Raw genomic sequence first — 18,091 nt, forward strand, 5'->3', positions numbered from 1 at the left:
GACAGGTTCTGCCACATTATTCATAATGAGTCCACATGCGGATGATTTTAACGACTTTTTCATCGTTCATAACCTGGTAAATCAGCCGATGATGAATATTGATTCGCCTTGAATAAGCCCCCGCCAAATCACCTACAAGCTTCTCAAAGGGAGGTGGGTTTTGCCAGGGATTATCGCGAAGGATTTGAATAATTGTTTCGGCTTTTGCTTTTAAACCGGACACGGCGATCTTTTTAGCGTCTTTCTGAGCTTGTTTCGTATAGACAAGCCGCCAGCTCACCAATCGAGTTCCTCTTCACATTCCTCCAACGGTGTCGTCAATCCTTCACGTATGGACTCGCGCATGCCGGGAATGTTTAAAAGGTATATGGTTTCCTGAATGGAACGCCAGTCATCCTCGGATATTAAAACAGCGTTGCTACGTTTGCCGGTGATAAGGATTGGCTCGTGTGTTGACGAAGCTTGATCTATAAGATGATACAATTTTGTTCTGGCCTCGGTGGCTGATAATGTTGGCATGTTGAACCTCACTTTTTTCTGCTATGTGTACGTCATTGCGTACGCATAGTCAAGGCATATCTTAAGGCAGAACGCAAAGCTAAGCAGGCGGTGGACGATGTTTTCTATGAAAAACCGAAGGTAATCCCGCTCTGATTAAGCGACATGTTCGGCGCTCCTGGTCCAAAATTGTCAAAAATGAAAACGTGACCCCTTACACAAGTTTTAACATGATTATAACATTGACCCGTCCTGAAAGAATCATTAGTTTGGGACATATGTTCGCTCATCAGTGTTCACAAACAATGGAGGATACGAAAATGACTGAATCCAAAAGAATCGTCACCATGAAAGGAAATCCGCTGACCCTTAGCGGACAAACCGTCGTCGTGGGGCAACAAGCACCGGACTGTGTGTTGACGGCCAACGACATGAGCCCCGTATCGCTCTCCTCCTTTAAGGGAAAGATATGTATCCTTTCTTCCGTCCCGTCGCTGGACACGCCCGTGTGCGACATGGAAACGCGCCGGTTCAACGTGGAGGCCGGAAAGCTGGGAGAGGATGTGCGCATTCTCACCATCAGCATGGATCTGCCGTTCGCCCAAAGCAGATGGTGCGGCGCGGCAGGTGTGGATAAACTCACCACCTTGTCTGATTATCAATCCGCCGCCTTTGGCACCGCTTTCGGGGTGTTGATCAAAGAGCTTCGGCTACTGGCCCGTGCAGTTTTCGTCCTGGATCGAGCGGGGGTTATCCGTTACATTCAACTTGTGAATGAAATCGCCAGCGAGCCGGATTATGACGCGGTCCTCACAGCCGTAAAATCACTACAATAGCTTTTTCAGAACGCCGGCGACGGCACCTGAAACTTGCCATCGCCGGCACCCGGCTTTAAAAAAAGCCCGCTATTATTCAATACGCGTGACCGTCATCAAAAGGAAAGAGGCTGCCATGACCGAAAAAAAGACACCTTCAAACGCTGCCGAGTGGTTTGAAGAAGGTCGAATGTATTTCAGCAAGCCCGATGGCGTCGCGGCCGTGGCCGCCATGGAGCGCGTTATTGACTTAGAGCCGCTTTATCGTCATCCGGATGGCGACAACCCTTATTTTTATCTCGGGAAAATTCATGAGGTGGAAGGGCGAACCGAGAGCGCCGTCTTTTATTACACCCGGGCACTGGCCGTCAATCCGGTCGATGAGGAGAGTCTTATTGGCAGGGGCAGTTGTTACACCGTTGGCAAGCAGCACGTTGAAGCCATTGCCGACTTCATGAAAGTGCTTCAATTCCCGGACGAACATCGCAGGGTACCCAAAGGGCACCTGTTTTACGCCATCGCGGAAAACTTCAGGCAGATGAACGTCTGGGAAAAATCAAGGGAATGGGGAGAAAAAGCGTTGGCGGCCGACCCAGAAAACACCCGGCATCAAGACCTGCTCAAGGAGGTCTCCGCCAAAATCAAGCCGCCGCATAAACAAAGCTGAGAAAAACAAAACCGAACTCAATCCATGACGCGCAACTTACGGCGCGACCGGAGTCGCAGGGCAATCGCATGTAACCCATAGTCCGCTTCAGCTTTGAGAAAAATCGGATTCCAGCTGCGGCAAACTCACGCGGCAACGCGTTCAAACGGTGCCGCAGCTTCCATCCGATCCCCCTCAAGGCTTTCGCTTCCGGCAGTCCATTTCTACATGCGATTGCCCTGACCGGAGCGGCACGGTTATTTTGTTCTAATATAAATCATAATATAATTCAGTATATTATGTACGATTCCGATCTCATCCCCATGCCCCGAAGGGGCTTTGTCCACTAGCCCGGGGTTGCGGCATATGCCGCTACCCTGGGGAATTGGGTCGAACCCTACCCACTTACCCCGAAGGGGTTGTGTCAATCCCATGGAAATTGTCCTTCCCAATGCCTTGACACAACCCCTCCGGGGTAGTTTATAAATGGGTTGGCATCTTGCTTTCCCAGGGTAGCGGCATACGCCGCAACCCTGGGCTGGATTATGCAGCCCCTTTGGGGCAGTAGGCCCAGTCCATCGTCTCGACTGTTATTGCCGCGGGTGATATCGCTCAGCCCCAACAGGGGTTAGAACAAATTCACCGTGACCGGAGCGGCGCCATATCTTGCAGAATGGTTTCGCTTGACATACAAAAGGACTTTTATCATAACGCACAGGTCCTGCTGTGTTTTTATCGAATGATAACTTTTTTTTACGGGAACCACATGATTCACTCAATTAGCCCGGATATTGAGCAAGCGGTTCATCTTTTTTTCGCCGATCATTTTCTCGATGAGCAAGGGGCGAAATTCTATCGCGTCGGAATGGAAGAAATCAAAAAAGAATTCCGCAAAAAAGCCTTGCTGTTCCATCCGGATAGAGCGATATTATTGGGCAAAAGCAGAGGGTTGCTGGAAAAAAAGTTTAAAGAAATCACCGATGCCTATGGCATACTCAAAGCCGCATTGGCCGATGATTACCTCATTGTCCGCTCACCCTTTGTCCCCAAGCCGAACATGGGGTATCACCGGGCGGAAACAGTGAGCCGCCCTTCTCCCCCAAAAGCCGCCCCCCATTCCGGCAAGGCATCGCCCGCAAGCGCCGGAACGCGGCCGAAAGACACTTCGGCAAGCCCAAGGCCGTTTCAACGGCAACACCGCCAGTCCTTTTTCTTCAAAGGCACGCTTCCTCGCCGCAAGCTTCGGTTGGGAGAATATTTATTCTACAAACGGGTAATCACCTGGCACACACTGATTCAGGCCATCGTATGGCAGCATCGGGTTCGGCCCAGGCTGGGGCAAATCGCCCTGGATCTGAACTACATGGATCCTCAGGATGTTTACGCCATACTGAAAAACAGGCGGTTTAGGGAACCATTCGGCCGGGCCGCGGTTCGGCTCGGATTTCTGGATGATTACCGGCGGTTCGTCCTTTTGGGCCGGCAGCGCAGCTTCAACCTGCCCCTCGGCAAATTTTTTATAGACGCCCGGATTCTCGACAAGGCCGCTATAGACCAACATATTCTGGAAAACCGGCTGCATAATTTTTACTGCAACAGAGAGTTGCGTAGGTTATAGGCAACAGCGTCGCCCTTTTTCTCTTAAATCTCGGCTAAAATGCCTTTTATTTCATCCGCTTTTTCAAAATCCGGCGAAAGCTCCAGCACCTTTTTCAGGGCGGCCTTGGCATCGTCAATTTCGCCTTTTTTGTAATAGGCCATGCCCAAATGGTAATTCACTGAGGGATTGTCCGGTATCTTTTCCAGGCTGTCGGTCAGCTCGGCAATCGCACTGTCATAAAGCCCTTTTTTATAATACACCCAACCAAGGGTATCCATCAGGCTCGGATCTTCCGGAAACTTTTCTTTCGCCTTTTGCACCAGCGAAAGTGCCTCATTCAAATCGCCCCCTCCTTCAGCCAAATTGTACGCCAAATTGTTGGCTGCAGGCGAAAAATCCGGATTCGCCGCCAGGGCTTTCCGGTAATGGTCCATGGCGATATCCGGTTGCTTTTTCATTTCGTAGATTATGCCCATACTCATGTTGGCCTGCACCTGATTGGGATTCTTTTCGAGAATCTCTTTGTATTGCGCAATCGCCCGATCTTCCTCCTTGTTGATTAAATACAGTCGCGCCAGGGCCAAATAGGGCTGAAGGTAATTATCGTTTGCCGCCAGCGCGGCTTTAAACGCGGCCTCCGCCTCAGTGTATTTTTTTTGTGAAAGGTAAATCCGACCTTTCAGATTGTGAACAACGCCCTGCGCGATCGGTGTCTCGGCAAGCAGCGTTAGCTGCGCATCACATCTTTCAAGCGCCCTATCCACCTCTTTATTCATTAAATCAATCAATACCAATTGCGTAAACGGCTCCAGCCACTTGGGGTTCATCGCATGCGCTTTTTCAAAATGATCTTTGGCCGCATCCATCTTTCCCGTCAGCCGTTCTAAAACCCCCATTCGATGCTCACCTGTGGGATTATCCGGCGCCAGTTGAATCAGTCTTTTATATTGCGCCCTCGCCTCTTCCACTTTTTTCTGACCCAGGTACGCGTTTCCCAGATAAAGACTCGCCTGATAATTTGCCGGGAATATCTCTAAAAGCGATTCCAACTCCTTTTGCGCGAGCGCAAGGTTTCTCTCCTTCAGGTGTATCTCGGACAATAAGAGCTTGGCCTTTTCATAACGGGGCGCCAGTTCAACCGCTTTGGCGACCGACGCTTTTGCCATTCGGGCATCGCCTTTCGCATAGAGCGCAAGCCCCCGAAAATAATGCGCCCGGGCAAAATTGGGCTCGTCATTGATGACGAGATCCAACATTGAAACCGCCTCTTCCGGTTTTCCTTTTACAATCAGCATTTCTCCTTTAAGAACGCGCGTTGGATTATGGTTCGGCCTTTTTTCCAGAATTTCTGATATCAGCTTTTCCGATTCCTCGAATTTTTTGTTCTTGAAATAGTACATGGCAAGCGCGTTTTTGATTCCGATGTCTTCCGGTGCCAGCGCCAGTGCTTTCTGATACATGGTCAGGGCCAAATCATTTTTAGCCGTGGCCTCATAGAAACCGGCGGCAATTAAATACGGTTTCGTCTTGTTGGGCTCAATTTCAATTGTTTTCAAATAGGCCGCTTCTGCTTTATCCGGCTTTCTGAGCATCAAATAAAAATTGCCCAGTGCGATTTGAACATCCGCCGTGTCGGGGTTGTTCGCAACAGCCGCCAGTAGTTCGGCCTCCGCGGCATCCGGCATTCTTTTGGCAATATAAAAAGAGGAAAGAACCAGGCGAGGGGAAACTGCCTTCGGGTCAAGGGTAATCGCCTTTTTTAACGTCTGCTCGGCCTCATCTATTTTTCCCAACTTGATCAAAACCCGTCCTAAATTTAAAAACGGCTTGGTGTTGTTCGCATCGAGTTCCACGAGCCGTTCGTATAACTTGGCCGCTTCCGAAAACTTCTCATCCTGTTCCTGCAACCCGGCCAATAAATATAAGGCATCGACATTGCTCGGCTCTTTAAAAATAACCGCTTCCGCCTTTTTTCTGGCCTCTTCGGTTTGTTTGCCCAACATTAAAAAGGTGGCCAACTTCAACTGGGTGTCCACATCCTCGGGCATCAGACCCCCAATTGTGTTATAAACCCTATAAGCATTTTTGGCATCCCCGAGCTTCATATAGGATTCACCCAACACCTTTAATGCGTCCACATATTTCGGATCAATCTGCAACGCATTTTTAAGCTCCAGCTCCGCGCTCTTATATTCGCCTTTTTCCATAAAGGCCTTGCCCTTCTCAAGATGGGCCACCTTTTTTTCTGCGTCGCTCTTGCAGCCGGCAAGGGAAATTAGCGCGATCATTGCAACAATTAGAACTTTTTTAACATAATTCATTACCGAACCTCCAATTAACTTGGGTAGGTGATGGGTGTAGCTGATAGGTGATAGGTGATAGCTCATAGGTGATAGCTTATAGGTGATTGATAATACTTAAAAATTATATGGCCTTTATAAGGCCTGAGAGCATCTTGTTGATTTCAACAGCTTCTGCATACAACTCATTGTATTTTGGATTTCCAAGCCACGATTTCATTTTAAAAATTTGAAGCATCGTGACTGTTTCATACAGGGAACCTCTGGCGATAAATAGGAAATGTTTAATTTCCTTAGTTGAATATCGCCCTTTACCCTCTGAAATATTCAACGCCACTGAAGTACTTGCCGATTCCAATTGTTCAATAAGTCGATAGTGTTTCCGAGGCGTTTCATATAAATCTATAGTGTTTATAACTGAAACAGAAAAATCTATTGCCTTTCTATACACATGCAACTCCTCAAAAGCAAACGCCACAGCCACCCCCTCTCAGCCAACCCCCAATGATCAACAATCACCTATCAGCCATGAGCTATCACCTATCACCTATCACCTATCACCTATCACCTATCACCTATCACCCATCAGCTATCACCTATCAGCTATCACCTATCAGCTATCACCTATCAGCTATGAGCTATCACCTATCACCTATCACCAATATTGCCAATTTCCAGTAGAATAAACATAAAGCGCCAAGCAAAAATTGGTTGTCCCATGTGCGATCACACAAGACAACAAATCTTTTCGAACAATTAATAATATGGCCATTAACAATCCATAGGCAATCGAAGCCGGCCACTCGACCACCTGATGCCCGAGGGTAAAGGCCATCGTAGAGATCACAACCGCCGGCACATGCCATGACACATGAGGCATATCGGCAATATTCTTCTCATGCAGCGTTTCATCGAAGGCGGCCTGGGCGCCTTGTTTACGGGCCAAATCCCATTGCATGACAAAAAAGAACACATACCCCCGCATCAAAAGTTCTTCAAATACCGGCACAATCAAGGTTGATGCCGCTATTCTTAGATAAAAGGCCTGTTTTCCCCATGCAGTCGCATCTTCTTCGACAAAGGGGGCAATCAATAAAATCCAAAGCACCGTGCCCAACGCCCCAACCAACATACCAATGGCGATTGAAATAACGGGGCTTTTGGGGCCTCTTAACGGCCGGTACCATCGCCACGTCCAAATCAGTATACCCGGCACAATGATAAGGCGCAAAGCATAAATCCATTCGATCGGCAGGTAACTATCGAGCGAACCCAGCGCCACATAGGTAAAATAAGGCACCGCATAAAGGAACAGCAGTCGAAAGTTTGTCATTCCACCGTCCACCGAGCAACCGTTAAGATAATTTTCATTCGTTGATAGCGTCAATTTGAAGTTCCTTTTTTATTTTTAAACGGCCTATACAGCGGGTCTCCAATCAGCACCATTTTCCAGGACAAATACGGCAAGCTGATAAAATAGCATTCCCCGGGTTCCGTACATTGGTGTTTACCGAAAAGGCACAACGGACACAACAAGATATCCTTTTCTTGGTTTTCATTGTGCGGACAAAAAACTCCTTGATCATGTCCATAAATATGGCTAAATTAATGGACAGATAATCGTCCCTAAAAAGGAGAATATTATGGAAAAGCAGTATTCTGTTGCAGATGCTAAAAACAGCCTGACATCGATAATCCACGATGTTGAAACAGGTGTTCCGGTAAAACTTACCCGCCACGGAAAACCGGTTGCGATCTTATTGTCGATTCGGGAATATGATTTTTTAAAAAAAAATAAGGGTAGTTTCTGGCAATTGTTAATGGAATTTCGCAATAGCATGGAAAAAGAAGGCATTGATATTTCGGACTCAGACTTTGCGGGCCTCAGGGATGTAACCTCAGGAAGAGAGGTTAACATTTGACCCTAAAATATCTGTTGGATACAAACGTCATTTCTGAAGCGATCAAGAGTGTCCCGAATAAATCCGTGCTCCTAAAGCTTTCCCGGCATCAACATGAAATTTCCACCGCAGCGCCGGTATGGCACGAACTCCAATTTGGCTGCTCGCGTTTACCCATTTCAAGAAAACGGGATATTATTCAATCCTTCCTTTCGGATGTGCTCAAGCCCGGAATGATCATTCTGCCTTATGATGAAAGCGCGGCAAGCTGGCATGCAAGGGAGCGCGCGCGACTAACTGCCATTGGCCAAATGCCCTCTTTTACGGACGGTCAAATCGCAGCTATTGCAAAAGTCCACGGCTTGATTTTAGTGACCCGGAACATCACCGACTTCAATCAATTCTCAGAATTAAAATTACAAAACTGGTTCAAGTAGATTTGACGCCGTATTTAAAATGGTCCGGTCGCATTCAGCATTTACCGTATTTTCAACAGGTTTGACGATCGAAAGAATGAGCTCCGGTTTTACCGGGGTATGAAGATATACCCCGATATCAATATCTGAGTTATTTCCCAATATGCCCGATTGTGATGATCCAAAAAGGAGCGCAAAGTCAATTTCCGGTATGGTTTTCAGATTTGCGGCTAATGTTTGAATGGAAAACTGTTTCATGGTTTTAATTTTTAACGAGTTGCAGGTTGTCTTGCCGTGGCTCAGAAAACCCCGTGCCGGAACCGGCCACCTTGGACACCACATACCGATACTTGCCCGAAGCATCCCTGGCGATGTCATCAACTCTCTCTATCGTAACCTGAACGGAATCTCCCATGCGCTTCCTGAACCCATCAACAATTTTCTGATGCCCGCTCTCCGGGAAAAGCCGCTCATGAATCTTCAATAGCACCCGAACATGCGCCACATCTTCCTGTATAATTTTAAATTGATCCACGCCTTCGATATCCCGGACGATATATATCAACGAGAGCGCATGCTGCCAACGGCCATCCGGCGTGACAATAAAATCGGTGGTACGGCCTCGTATATGCTTCATGGTGGAAAAAACCCGCCCGCATTGACAGGCCCCTTCCCCTTGCTGCGCCACATCACCGGTCCGGTATCGGATAAAGGGCATCCCCCAGGCATCCAGATGGGTAATCACGACTTCCCCGTCTTCCCCCGGGCCGACCGGCTTTCCCTCCTTAATATATTCCACGATATAGTTAGGGTCCATGACATGATAATTGCCGTGAGGGCATTCATGGCTGATAAACCCAGCCTCCCGACTGCCGTATCCATCCACCACCGGAATCCCGCCGAAAGCACGGCTGATGGTTTCTTTCTGCGCTTTGTAAAGAACTTCCGCCGTGCTGAACACCACGCTCACCCCGGCGCTCGCGAGAGAAAAGCCCCTCTCATTCGCCATCTTACAAAAAAGAGAAATCGTACTGGGGTATCCGAATACACACGCCGGCCTGAATCGCTTTAATTGTTGAACCATTTCAGGAATTTTTTCCGCCGAAATTTCAAAAGCACTGATAAGCCGCTCATTGGTCAACCAATCCCGAAACGCCTTAAGCCGATCCTGCTTTGATATCTCTACCGGGGAGCCCCATAAATAAAGCTCCTTATCGCCGATATCGATGTTCCACCACCGATGCGTCATCGCTCGCGCCGCCTTGTCATACGCCTGGCGCCGCTTGTCGAAATAAAATACCAACGGTTCACCCGAAGACCCGCCGGTATTAAACCGCGTTAGGCCCCCCGGGCAGCCCGCCCATTTCATACGATTCAGATTTTTGCGTATGTCAGCCTTTGACAATAGGGGCAAAGCGCGAATATCTTCTATCGCCTGCATCCGCAGAGGATCAAACCCTGCATGATCAACCCATTCTTTATAAAATGGAATAGTTTCCTTTGCATGCAGCAGCAGTGCTTTTAATTTGCGAAATCTTATTTGCGCGAGCTTCTCCGAATCAACCCATTGCAGCTTTTCCAAATCTGTAAGATACGTAAAGGTTTTTCGTCTGAATATGGATTCGTGAAGGGGTGATATGACATGTTTGACGAATTGTGAATGCATAGTCGTACCTGACCGGCTTCGTGCCGGAAGCGTTAACCCGTTAACTTATTGTGATGTATCCGACACAGCGTCAGAAGAGGATGTTTCTATATGTGGCCTCATAAGCGTTAACCATTGACTCAATTGAAAATCGCGACAGCGCCTTTTCCCTGCCGGCATTGCCGTGCCTCTCGGCAAGAGAGGGGGCCGCTCTATACTGAGCGATCATTTCCGCCAGTCGTGACATATCATAAGGATCCACCAGAAAACCGGTTTCCCCATTCGCCACCAACTCCGGATTGCCGCCAACATTCGAAGCGACAATCGGCAGTCCGGATGCCATGGCTTCGAGTATGGTATTGGATATCCCTTCATTCAAAGACGGCAATACAAACAAATCAAAGCATCGCATTAAACGAGCCGTATCGGAACGATACCCTAAAAACACTACATTTTCGAAGGCTTCCGATTTAAGCCAGTGCATTTCGGCGCCGTCCCCTACCACCACAAGCCTTGCACACGGATCTTTCTGCACAACCCGTCTAAACGCTTTGAACAAACGGGAATGATTTTTGATGGCATCCAACCGGCCGACAATCCCGACCACAAAATTCTCAGCAGAAAATCCAAGCTTTTGTTTTAAAGCAATTTTTTCGTCAAATTGGGCGGGCCGATAGGTTTGTGTATCAATTCCGTTATATATTTGCGTGATTTTTTTCCCGACGTTAATATCATGCTGCAACCAGTCTTTTAGTTGTTTTGAAACACATGTATACTCATGAACAAAGGCGGACGAAACCTTGCGGATAAGCTTTCTTTTCACATTAGCGCCAAAAGGATCCAGCATATCCCATCCATGCTCACCGTGAATTATTTTGTCAATACCGGCAAGCTTTGCCGCAAAAATGCCATCCATACCGCTCCAGTTTCTTGTGTGAACGATATCCGGCTTGATTTGCCGCAACAGCGTTGACAGCTTCCAAATAAACCCGGGAGAGTTGCCATCCTTTTTATTCAATAAAACGATCTTTGTTTTCCTGGAAAGAAGCCTTTCAGATTCGTTGGTACCCGTGAGACTTACGATAATATGCGCAATGTCCGGTGCGCCATGGTTCACAAGGGTTGCAATGCCTTTCTCAAGCCCGCCGATCCCGAAAGAATAAATAATGTGAACCACTTTAATTTTTTTCATATGGCAATTTAAGCAGCAAAATTCTTTTGCCAGAGATTCAGCATCATGATTATCCAGAGTTCCGTGGAACGGTTTCTAAGCCCTTTTTGGTGTTCGTTCCAAAATTTATCAAGCATGCTTTTCTGAAAATATTGCTTACTTGCCGCCCCCTTCAAAACAAAATTCCCACCATATTCCTTTAGATCCTTTCTTAACCATTCTTCAACCGGAACACCAAACCCCATTTTTTTCCGGTAAAGGATTTCATCGGGCAGATATTTTTTTAATGCTTTTTTAAAAATATGCTTTCCATCTGTTCCAACCAGCTTATGTTTTGAGGGGATTTTTGCCACATATTCCATGAACACATGATCCAGTATCGGGCATCTGACCTCAAGGGACACCGCCATGCTGGCCCTGTCTACCTTGGTCAGAATATCATCACAAAGATAGGTTTTAATATCCAGGTATTGAATTTTTGAAAGATGGTCCGGCGCAGGGGCTGCCTTATAAATATTATAAAACAGATCGCGGGTTCGGTAGTCTCCTATTTCACGCAAAATATCGGGATGCAGCAGCCGGCGCTTCTCATCGCCATACATCGAACTGACCGAAAAATAGTATGCATCCACCGGATCCCTGGCCACATTGGAGATAAACGCTTTTCCCCTGAAAATTTGGGGAAGATAATCCGCTTTCGGATACAGTTTTCCGATCGTCCCGAAAACAGCCCGCCTCAACCCTTCCGGCACAAGGTTTCGCACATAATTTTCCCTTAAATCAAAATAATACCTTCTATAACCCGCAAAATTTTCATCCCCACCGTCCCCGGACAGGGAAACCGTAACATTTTTTCGCGCGGTTTCAGATACATAATACGTTGGAACCGCGGAAGAATCCGCAAACGGTTCATCATAGTGCCAAGCCAGTTTTTCAATAACCCGAATAGCGTCAGGCGTCACATGAAACTCATGATGATCCGTTCCAAACAGATTCGCCACCTTCCGGGCATATTCAATTTCATTGTATTTTGCGACACTAAAAGAAATGGAATTTGTCTTAACCGGATTATTCGAGGCGCGGGCCATCAACGCCACCACGCCCGATGAATCCACCCCCCCTGAAAGAAAGGCCCCCAAGGGAACCTCGCTGATCATTCGCATTCGGGTGGCCTCATCGAGTATGCCGATCATCTCATCCATCATTTGATTTTCAGAAACCGCATGCTGAGGATAAAAAGAAAGATCCCAGTATGCTTCGATGCGAATGGCCTCCGCGGTCACCACGGCATAATGCGCCGCCGGCAGTTTTCGAACCGCCTTGAATATCGTCTTTGGAGAAGGCACATAAAGAAGAGACAAATAGTCAAACATCGCCGTCAAATCAACATCGCGCGAGACATCGGGCGCCTCTAAAACCGCCTTTATTTCAGAGCCGAATACCAACCGGCCCTTATTGTTCGAATAATAAAGCGGTTTTTTCCCCATCCGATCTCTGGCAAGCAGCAACTGCCGTCTTCGCTCATCCCAAAGCGCGATGGCAAACATACCGCGGAGCCGTTCAAAAACCTTTTCCCCCCACTGCTCATAGCCATGAACGATCGTTTCGGTATCCGAATTTGTCCGAAACCGATGCCCATGACCCTCCAACTCCTTTTTCAACGCCTGAAAATTATAAATTTCCCCGTTAAAAACAATCCAAACACTTCCATCTTCATTGCAAAGCGGTTGCTGCCCCGACGCCAAGTCAATAATACTAAGCCGCCGATGCCCCAACCCCACATTTCCCCTGCCTTCCCCAGCCTCCCAGCCTCCCAGCCTCCCAGCTTCCCAGCCTCCTAGCCTTTCTGCCTCCCAGCCTCCCAGCCTCCCAGCCTTTCTGCCTCCCAGCCTCCCAGCCTCCCAGCCTTTCTGCCGCCCAGCATTTATAAAATACCCTTCCTCATCCGGCCCCCGATGCGTCAAAGTCCGGTTCATGGCTTCAAGGATAACACGATCAACCGGTCGTCCGTCCAAATTAACTATTCCGCAAATTCCGCACATAATTATTCCTAACCAATTTATGGAACCACCACGGCTTAAAGAGCACGACGCTTGGTTTTTTCCTTATTTAACTTTGTGATCTTTGTGCCCTTGTGCTGAGAATCAAGCTTTTTACAAAACCGTCAAACTTGTGTTTTTGAATGCCCTATGCTAAAAATCCCATTAATAACATAAAAGAAAACGGTTATTGATATATCGTTAATCAGACCATCTGCAAATATGCGCCCAGCAAGATCATACTGTTTGGGGCGGCACCAGGGTGCGCCAATTGATTGAAAAATCGGCGAATTTTCTAAAAACTTAAAATATAGAACAATGGGGCGATAACAATGAACAAAATGATAAGAGCCGACATATATTTTGATGGTGAATTTTATTGTGGCCGGTGCATCGATTTCGATGTGTTTACGCAAGGCAAAACGTTGGATGAGCTAGCAAAAAATCTAAAGGAGGCGATCCAGCTCCATTTCGAAGATGATCCGGAAAGCCTTTCAGATTATAGCCCGAATCCATCCCTTTTCACGATGATGGATTTAGGAGAAATACATGTCTGATAAATTGCCTGTCATTTCGGGCAAAAAGCTTATTTCCTTCCTGAATTGCGTTGGATATTCGGCCGTGCGCCAGCGTGGAAGCCACGTTCGCATGGAAAAAGTGACAACAGCCGGCACCCACAAAATAACCATACCAAACCATAATCCAGTAGCTAAGGGGACTTTGAATGATATTCTCGGCAAGGTAGCCATATGGAACCAAATACCCAAAGACAAACTTATTGAGATGCTGAAGTAGAATCTGGTTTAAGGATTGGGTAGTTATTCCCATATAGATGATATTATCCGCTTAACCTTGTGTTTTTTGCATACCCTATGCTAAAAAGAATCATGGATAAAAAACAAATCGATCATGAGATTAAATACATCGTTGATCAGATCGTCAGCAAATATGCGCCCAACAAAATCATATTATTTGGATCGGCGGCTCGTGGCGAATATGACAATCTCAATGATCTTGATTTTATGGTGATTAAGCACGACGTACCTGCCATTGGGATTAACCGATTGCGGGAATTGGACAGCCTGATCGATCGAAACATGGCTGTTGATCTGCTGGTCTACCGGCCAGATGAAATTGAAGAACGTAAAAATCTGTGTGACCCGTTTATTTTGAGTATCATCGCGGAAGGCCGGGTACTTTATGGCTAGCCCTCAAATTGTTAAAGAATGGCTTAAAAAGGCGGATGAGGACTTTAATTTTGCTTCATCTATTATTGATGACACCGCCTTTTATGCACAATTATGTTTTCATTTCCATCAAGCATCTGAGAAATACTTCAAGGCCTTTATCGTCGCTCATGATTTGGAGTTCAAAAAAATTCATGACCTGATTGCGCTTCATAAGATATGCGTAAAAAAGGAACCCTCAATAAAACCGCTCTTAAATGATTGTAACATCCTGAATCGATATTATATCGATACTCGCTATCCGGCCCACTGGCAAAGCGAATATGATAAAAATGAAGCACTGATGGCACAGAAAGCAGCAAAAAATATAGCCCTAATAATCAAGGGAACCCTTAGGGATACCATAAGTTTTTAGCCTCCAAGCAGCCTCTCGCCTCCTCGCCTCCCAGCGGCACAACCACCGCTAACCGCCTGATACGTTACAAAATTTGTGTTGGCCCTAAAATGATCCGTCAATATAATGCACAACATATGGACAAAACGAATAAAAAATGGGACCAACTGAGAAGAAATAGCAGTGAAAAAAATGTTGCCTGATCCATCCATAGCCCAATATCTCTTTGATCTTGAACAGTCGGTCTGTGGACAGGTGGGTGTCTATGCCGTCCCAGTCCATATCGTGCGGGCAGATGATTTCATCGAGCCCGTCCTTCAACTCATCGCCGTCCCGGTCCCGAATTTGTGAGCCATGACCCGAAAAATGAAAGAGGAGGCGATCTCCCGATTTGGCGTCTTTCACCAGCCAGTCCAAGCGATGGAGAATGGCTTTTTTCGTTGCCCGGCCATCGGCCAGAACCCGAATCTGCTTGACCGTAAAACCGAAATACTTCAGCAGAACATCCCGCACGTTGGTAACATCGTTCAAACAACCTTGAAGATCGGCTCTGGAGAGCTTGTACCTGTTGACACCGACGAGAAGCGCTTTGTTTGCCATGATGAGCCCCTTTCTGAACGATAAGATGAGAGAGAGATAAACCGGCAATCAACAAACAACTATATTTTTAAGTCTTCAGCTTTAATATCTTTCCGGTTGTATGCTTGATTTATTCGCCTTCACCCAATCAGCCTTGCTGACCGGCGGCACAGTTATCATACAAGCCGTTTCCGATGCGACAAGAGCATTACTCATTAATTCCGCAGACAACACTTTTACGTCATAATCTTCTTTTATATCGATCCCGCCGCCCAATACCATCTTCTCCCATGGGGTCCGAACATCCGCGACAAGCGTAAACTCAGCCCCATCCCGGGCAACAAGCAAGACCTCCCTTGTCAATGGAAATCGTCGCCATCTCATTACAAGGGATGCTGTTTCCCCTTTGGCCAGGAAGGATTTGACAAACCATCGCCGAACCGGCCCCCCCACCCCCAGGGAAAGATCCATGCGCCCGTCAGGCCACTTTTTCACTTTGAAGTTTAACTGCTTGGATTCAATGGCAGGGATTAATCCGTTTTGCCCCGCCGCAAATGTTATGACGATCGTCCCCTGTTCATTGACGCCGGGCAGCTTAAAAAAATCGAACGCCCACTTATTCTTCCTTTTTTTCGCGCTTTGACGGGTAATTTCCTGTTGGTACCCCGGGGTTTTAACCGTAATAGCGCCGGACATATCGGCGAGATTTGAACGATTCCCATAGGGATCCGTCAGCTCGGGTTTGAAATCGTATGTCGTTTCCGGTTCTAAATCCCGCAAGATCACATGGGGTCGAGTCGAGTAAATGGGCCAAATACCGACCCGCATCTGTTGTTGACCTACCTTTGCATAATAAACCCTCAAAGTCGCCACTTCAGGTGCGGCCTTTGTCGATACGACCGGCACCGTCATCATCCCGGCAATCTTTCCGATCGTCGGCACAAAGGTTACCTGTATATCCTCCCGCGAAGCCACCTCCGGTGGTCGGTTATCAAGGATGGTCTTTGATAGATCCGGAGAATACAACGGATCGCCAATAAGGGAGGTAGACCAATTCACATAATAGGTGGAGAGCAAAAAACACTCCCCCAAATCCCGGCCCCGAAACAGATACCGCATCAAAATACGATTATCCCAGAATGAGGCGTTGGTAATATGCGGCCCCCCGCCATAGGCCGGTCCGCCGCAAGCGCTGACCGTCACCCCGCTGTCCACCTGTTGCCAAATATCGGCTGACCGCCCCATATTCCAGCCGTTTGAACTGACCACCGTGCGATCCATTCCGCCAGGATAATATCCCAGATAGGAAGCTTCCTCTTTTGCGTCCGCCCGGCCATCTTCAACGCCCGGCACGTCATCCCACAAACGCTTTAAAAATGGAATGCCGTCTTTGCCGTGCCTGGAGACGGGGATAAAGCCCAACGCCTTTAACTCCTCATTTCCCCACTTATTTTCTTTCTCCGCCAAGGCAATTTTCTTCGGAAAAGCCGTTATCTTTGTCTTTCGCTCTTTTTCAAGCCGTCTCCTCACTGCCGCATCCATCTCGGGCCGAAGAAATTTTGAGGCATACAGGGAATAATCGATCAATCGTTTGGCTTCCCCGGGGCCCTGTCCGTCGATGCGAGACACACCAAATGCAAACAGGAACTCGGGCAAATGCTTTCTTACCTCTGAAAGAGGGGCTATGTTGATAAATTCAGGAGGTTGCTTATTCCCTAAAAATGAATAGGTATCAGGATGCATGTAGGGATTCCAACGCCGCGCCACCATCGGATACCGCATCCCGCTCGTAATACGATAATTTCTGACTCCTTTTTCGGAATCAGCGCCCCCCCTCATGTAGAACGAAAACACCGGGGGAACTATCTTGGTGCCCCACCCATAATAAAGGGTTTGCAACCGTTGCTCTAACGACCCCAAATCTCCATGGTCTTTGGGGTTTGAGGTGACCCCCCGCTCAATACCAAATACACCTTCACACGAAAACGGCAGCCCGTGACAAACGACAATATATAAAATATGTTTTTTGAGATCGGCACCCCCTTTGACCGCATTTTTTGAATCTTCCAAAAACCGTTTAACCGGAACAGCCACATCCTCCTGAAAATTCTTTTCATCAACGACGCCGTCCTTGCCAAAGGCGGAGAACTTAAAATCATCCCGGTCGTAATATTTAATTTTCAGATCTTTTACTGTTTTGCCTGCTCGGTTTTGGGCTGTTAGCCCCACCCATACGGTTCCGCTGAAGTATTCGTGGGCATCAAATCGATAGCATCTGGGTTTCCCCTCTTCAATGGCAGGGAAACTCTCTTTTCTTCCTTCCCGCCGCGGCGCCCCCGAAACTCTCGGCGTGACCACTTTTCGATCCGACCTTTGGTCCGACGCGCACCATAGGTGAACGGATTCCCACGCAATATCTTCGCCTTCAGGATCCAGTACAATTTCCACCTGTCTGGAATCCCGCGCCCATTCGCCAACATTAGGTCCAGCCCCTTTTCCAATAAAAACAACGCCATTCTTATTATCCTGGCTGTCCTCTCGAATGACCCAGTCGTTCAGATGTTTTTTACCATGCACACATGTTAGTCCCAGCAAATAGGGCTTTTTCCCCGTTACCGGGTCTGTATGCATTCGCACATAATAATCCGCAACCTCCTTTGAATCCTGGCCGGGCTCGGAACCCTCCACATCTTTTTCCCAATCGAGATTATAAAGAACCAATACCTGATCGGGCGTGGCGTTAACCGGTACCGGGGGCGCCGCCGCCCCCCCCGAGATAGGCAGCAACAGCAGGGACAAAGCAATGACAGAAAGAAAAATCATCAAAATAGCTCCGCGCCAACACCCGCCAAGCCTATCTTTTGCTGACTGGAAACACGACGCCATAAAGGGATTCAGAA

Annotated in this window: 18 protein-coding genes; 8 read left to right on the forward strand and 10 right to left on the reverse strand. The window is 47.6% G+C overall.

The genetic code is table 11. The features are described 5' to 3' along the window. Positions 1–16: 16 nt before the first annotated feature. Both RBT11_00325 and RBT11_00330 read right to left on the reverse strand, forming a co-directional pair. Positions 17–280 carry a Txe/YoeB family addiction module toxin gene (locus tag RBT11_00325; protein ID MDX9785198.1) on the reverse strand — a complete coding sequence of 88 codons (264 nt, stop codon included), beginning with the start codon at positions 278–280 and terminating at the stop codon, positions 17–19. Next, the gene (locus tag RBT11_00330) at positions 277–519 is read right to left on the reverse strand and encodes a type II toxin-antitoxin system Phd/YefM family antitoxin (GenBank protein ID MDX9785199.1); all 243 of its coding nucleotides are present in this window, start codon (positions 517–519) and stop codon (positions 277–279) included. Before RBT11_00330 ends, RBT11_00325 begins: the two co-directional genes overlap by 4 nt. Positions 520–818: 299 nt before the next feature. On the opposite strand from RBT11_00330, the gene tpx reads away from it, so the two are divergent. The 3 genes from tpx (at position 819) to RBT11_00345 (ending at position 3,577) form a co-directional block, all read left to right on the forward strand. Next, positions 819–1,334, forward strand: a complete 516-nt coding sequence (gene tpx / locus RBT11_00335) for a thiol peroxidase (protein ID MDX9785200.1) — start codon at positions 819–821, stop codon at positions 1,332–1,334. A 115-nt stretch (positions 1,335–1,449) separates the two neighbouring features. Beyond that, positions 1,450–1,980 (forward strand): tetratricopeptide repeat protein, encoded by a 531-nt coding sequence (locus tag RBT11_00340; GenBank protein MDX9785201.1) that lies wholly within the window; start codon positions 1,450–1,452, stop codon positions 1,978–1,980. 745 nt (positions 1,981–2,725) lie between these two features. Beyond that, positions 2,726–3,577 (forward strand): J domain-containing protein, encoded by an 852-nt coding sequence (locus RBT11_00345; protein MDX9785202.1) that lies wholly within the window; start codon positions 2,726–2,728, stop codon positions 3,575–3,577. A 23-nt stretch (positions 3,578–3,600) separates the two neighbouring features. Here RBT11_00345 and RBT11_00350 read toward each other — a convergent pair whose 3' ends face one another. From RBT11_00350 to RBT11_00360, 3 genes are all read right to left on the reverse strand, one after another. Beyond that, the gene (locus RBT11_00350) at positions 3,601–5,880 is read right to left on the reverse strand and encodes a tetratricopeptide repeat protein (protein MDX9785203.1); all 2,280 of its coding nucleotides are present in this window, start codon (positions 5,878–5,880) and stop codon (positions 3,601–3,603) included. 103 nt (positions 5,881–5,983) lie between these two features. Next, the gene (locus RBT11_00355; protein ID MDX9785204.1) at positions 5,984–6,337 is read right to left on the reverse strand and encodes a four helix bundle protein; all 354 of its coding nucleotides are present in this window, start codon (positions 6,335–6,337) and stop codon (positions 5,984–5,986) included. 177 nt (positions 6,338–6,514) lie between these two features. Further along, on the reverse strand, positions 6,515–7,192 hold the full coding sequence (locus RBT11_00360; GenBank protein MDX9785205.1) for a CPBP family glutamic-type intramembrane protease: 678 nt from the start codon (positions 7,190–7,192) through the stop codon (positions 6,515–6,517). A 310-nt stretch (positions 7,193–7,502) separates the two neighbouring features. On the opposite strand from RBT11_00360, the gene RBT11_00365 reads away from it, so the two are divergent. Continuing rightward, positions 7,503–7,781, forward strand: a complete 279-nt coding sequence (locus tag RBT11_00365) for a type II toxin-antitoxin system Phd/YefM family antitoxin (GenBank protein ID MDX9785206.1) — start codon at positions 7,503–7,505, stop codon at positions 7,779–7,781. Continuing rightward, on the forward strand, positions 7,778–8,197 hold the full coding sequence (locus RBT11_00370) for a type II toxin-antitoxin system VapC family toxin (GenBank protein ID MDX9785207.1): 420 nt from the start codon (positions 7,778–7,780) through the stop codon (positions 8,195–8,197). Before RBT11_00365 ends, RBT11_00370 begins: the two co-directional genes overlap by 4 nt. Positions 8,198–8,438: 241 nt before the next feature. Here RBT11_00370 and RBT11_00375 read toward each other — a convergent pair whose 3' ends face one another. The 3 genes from RBT11_00375 to asnB form a co-directional block, all read right to left on the reverse strand. After that, positions 8,439–9,842: a hypothetical protein gene (locus RBT11_00375; protein ID MDX9785208.1), complete on the reverse strand. Its 1,404-nt coding sequence runs from the start codon at positions 9,840–9,842 to the stop codon at positions 8,439–8,441. Between the two features lie 70 nt (positions 9,843–9,912). Continuing rightward, entirely contained in the window at positions 9,913–11,013 is a 1,101-nt protein-coding gene (locus tag RBT11_00380; protein ID MDX9785209.1) for a glycosyltransferase, read from the reverse strand. An 8-nt stretch (positions 11,014–11,021) separates the two neighbouring features. Next, the gene (gene asnB / locus RBT11_00385) at positions 11,022–13,034 is read right to left on the reverse strand and encodes an asparagine synthase (glutamine-hydrolyzing) (GenBank protein MDX9785210.1); all 2,013 of its coding nucleotides are present in this window, start codon (positions 13,032–13,034) and stop codon (positions 11,022–11,024) included. 546 nt (positions 13,035–13,580) lie between these two features. On the opposite strand from asnB, the gene RBT11_00390 reads away from it, so the two are divergent. From RBT11_00390 to RBT11_00400, 3 genes are all read left to right on the forward strand, one after another. Further along, the gene (locus RBT11_00390; protein ID MDX9785211.1) at positions 13,581–13,826 is read left to right on the forward strand and encodes a type II toxin-antitoxin system HicA family toxin; all 246 of its coding nucleotides are present in this window, start codon (positions 13,581–13,583) and stop codon (positions 13,824–13,826) included. Between the two features lie 92 nt (positions 13,827–13,918). Continuing rightward, positions 13,919–14,239, forward strand: a complete 321-nt coding sequence (locus RBT11_00395) for a nucleotidyltransferase domain-containing protein (GenBank protein MDX9785212.1) — start codon at positions 13,919–13,921, stop codon at positions 14,237–14,239. Then, entirely contained in the window at positions 14,232–14,633 is a 402-nt protein-coding gene (locus tag RBT11_00400) for a HEPN domain-containing protein (GenBank protein MDX9785213.1), read from the forward strand. The genes RBT11_00395 and RBT11_00400 overlap by 8 nt, the downstream gene beginning before the upstream one ends. Positions 14,634–14,717: 84 nt before the next feature. On the opposite strand, the gene RBT11_00405 is transcribed toward RBT11_00400, so the two are convergent. Next, complete coding sequence (locus RBT11_00405) at positions 14,718–15,212, reverse strand: caspase family protein (protein ID MDX9785214.1); 495 nt, start codon at positions 15,210–15,212, stop codon at positions 14,718–14,720. Positions 15,213–15,293: 81 nt separating this feature from the next. After that, positions 15,294–18,014 (reverse strand): hypothetical protein, encoded by a 2,721-nt coding sequence (locus tag RBT11_00410; GenBank protein ID MDX9785215.1) that lies wholly within the window; start codon positions 18,012–18,014, stop codon positions 15,294–15,296. Positions 18,015–18,091 lie beyond the last annotated feature (77 nt).

The sequence above is a fragment of the Desulfobacterales bacterium genome (genome assembly GCA_034003325.1).
GTDB lineage: Bacteria > Desulfobacterota > Desulfobacteria > Desulfobacterales > JAFDDL01 > JAVEYW01.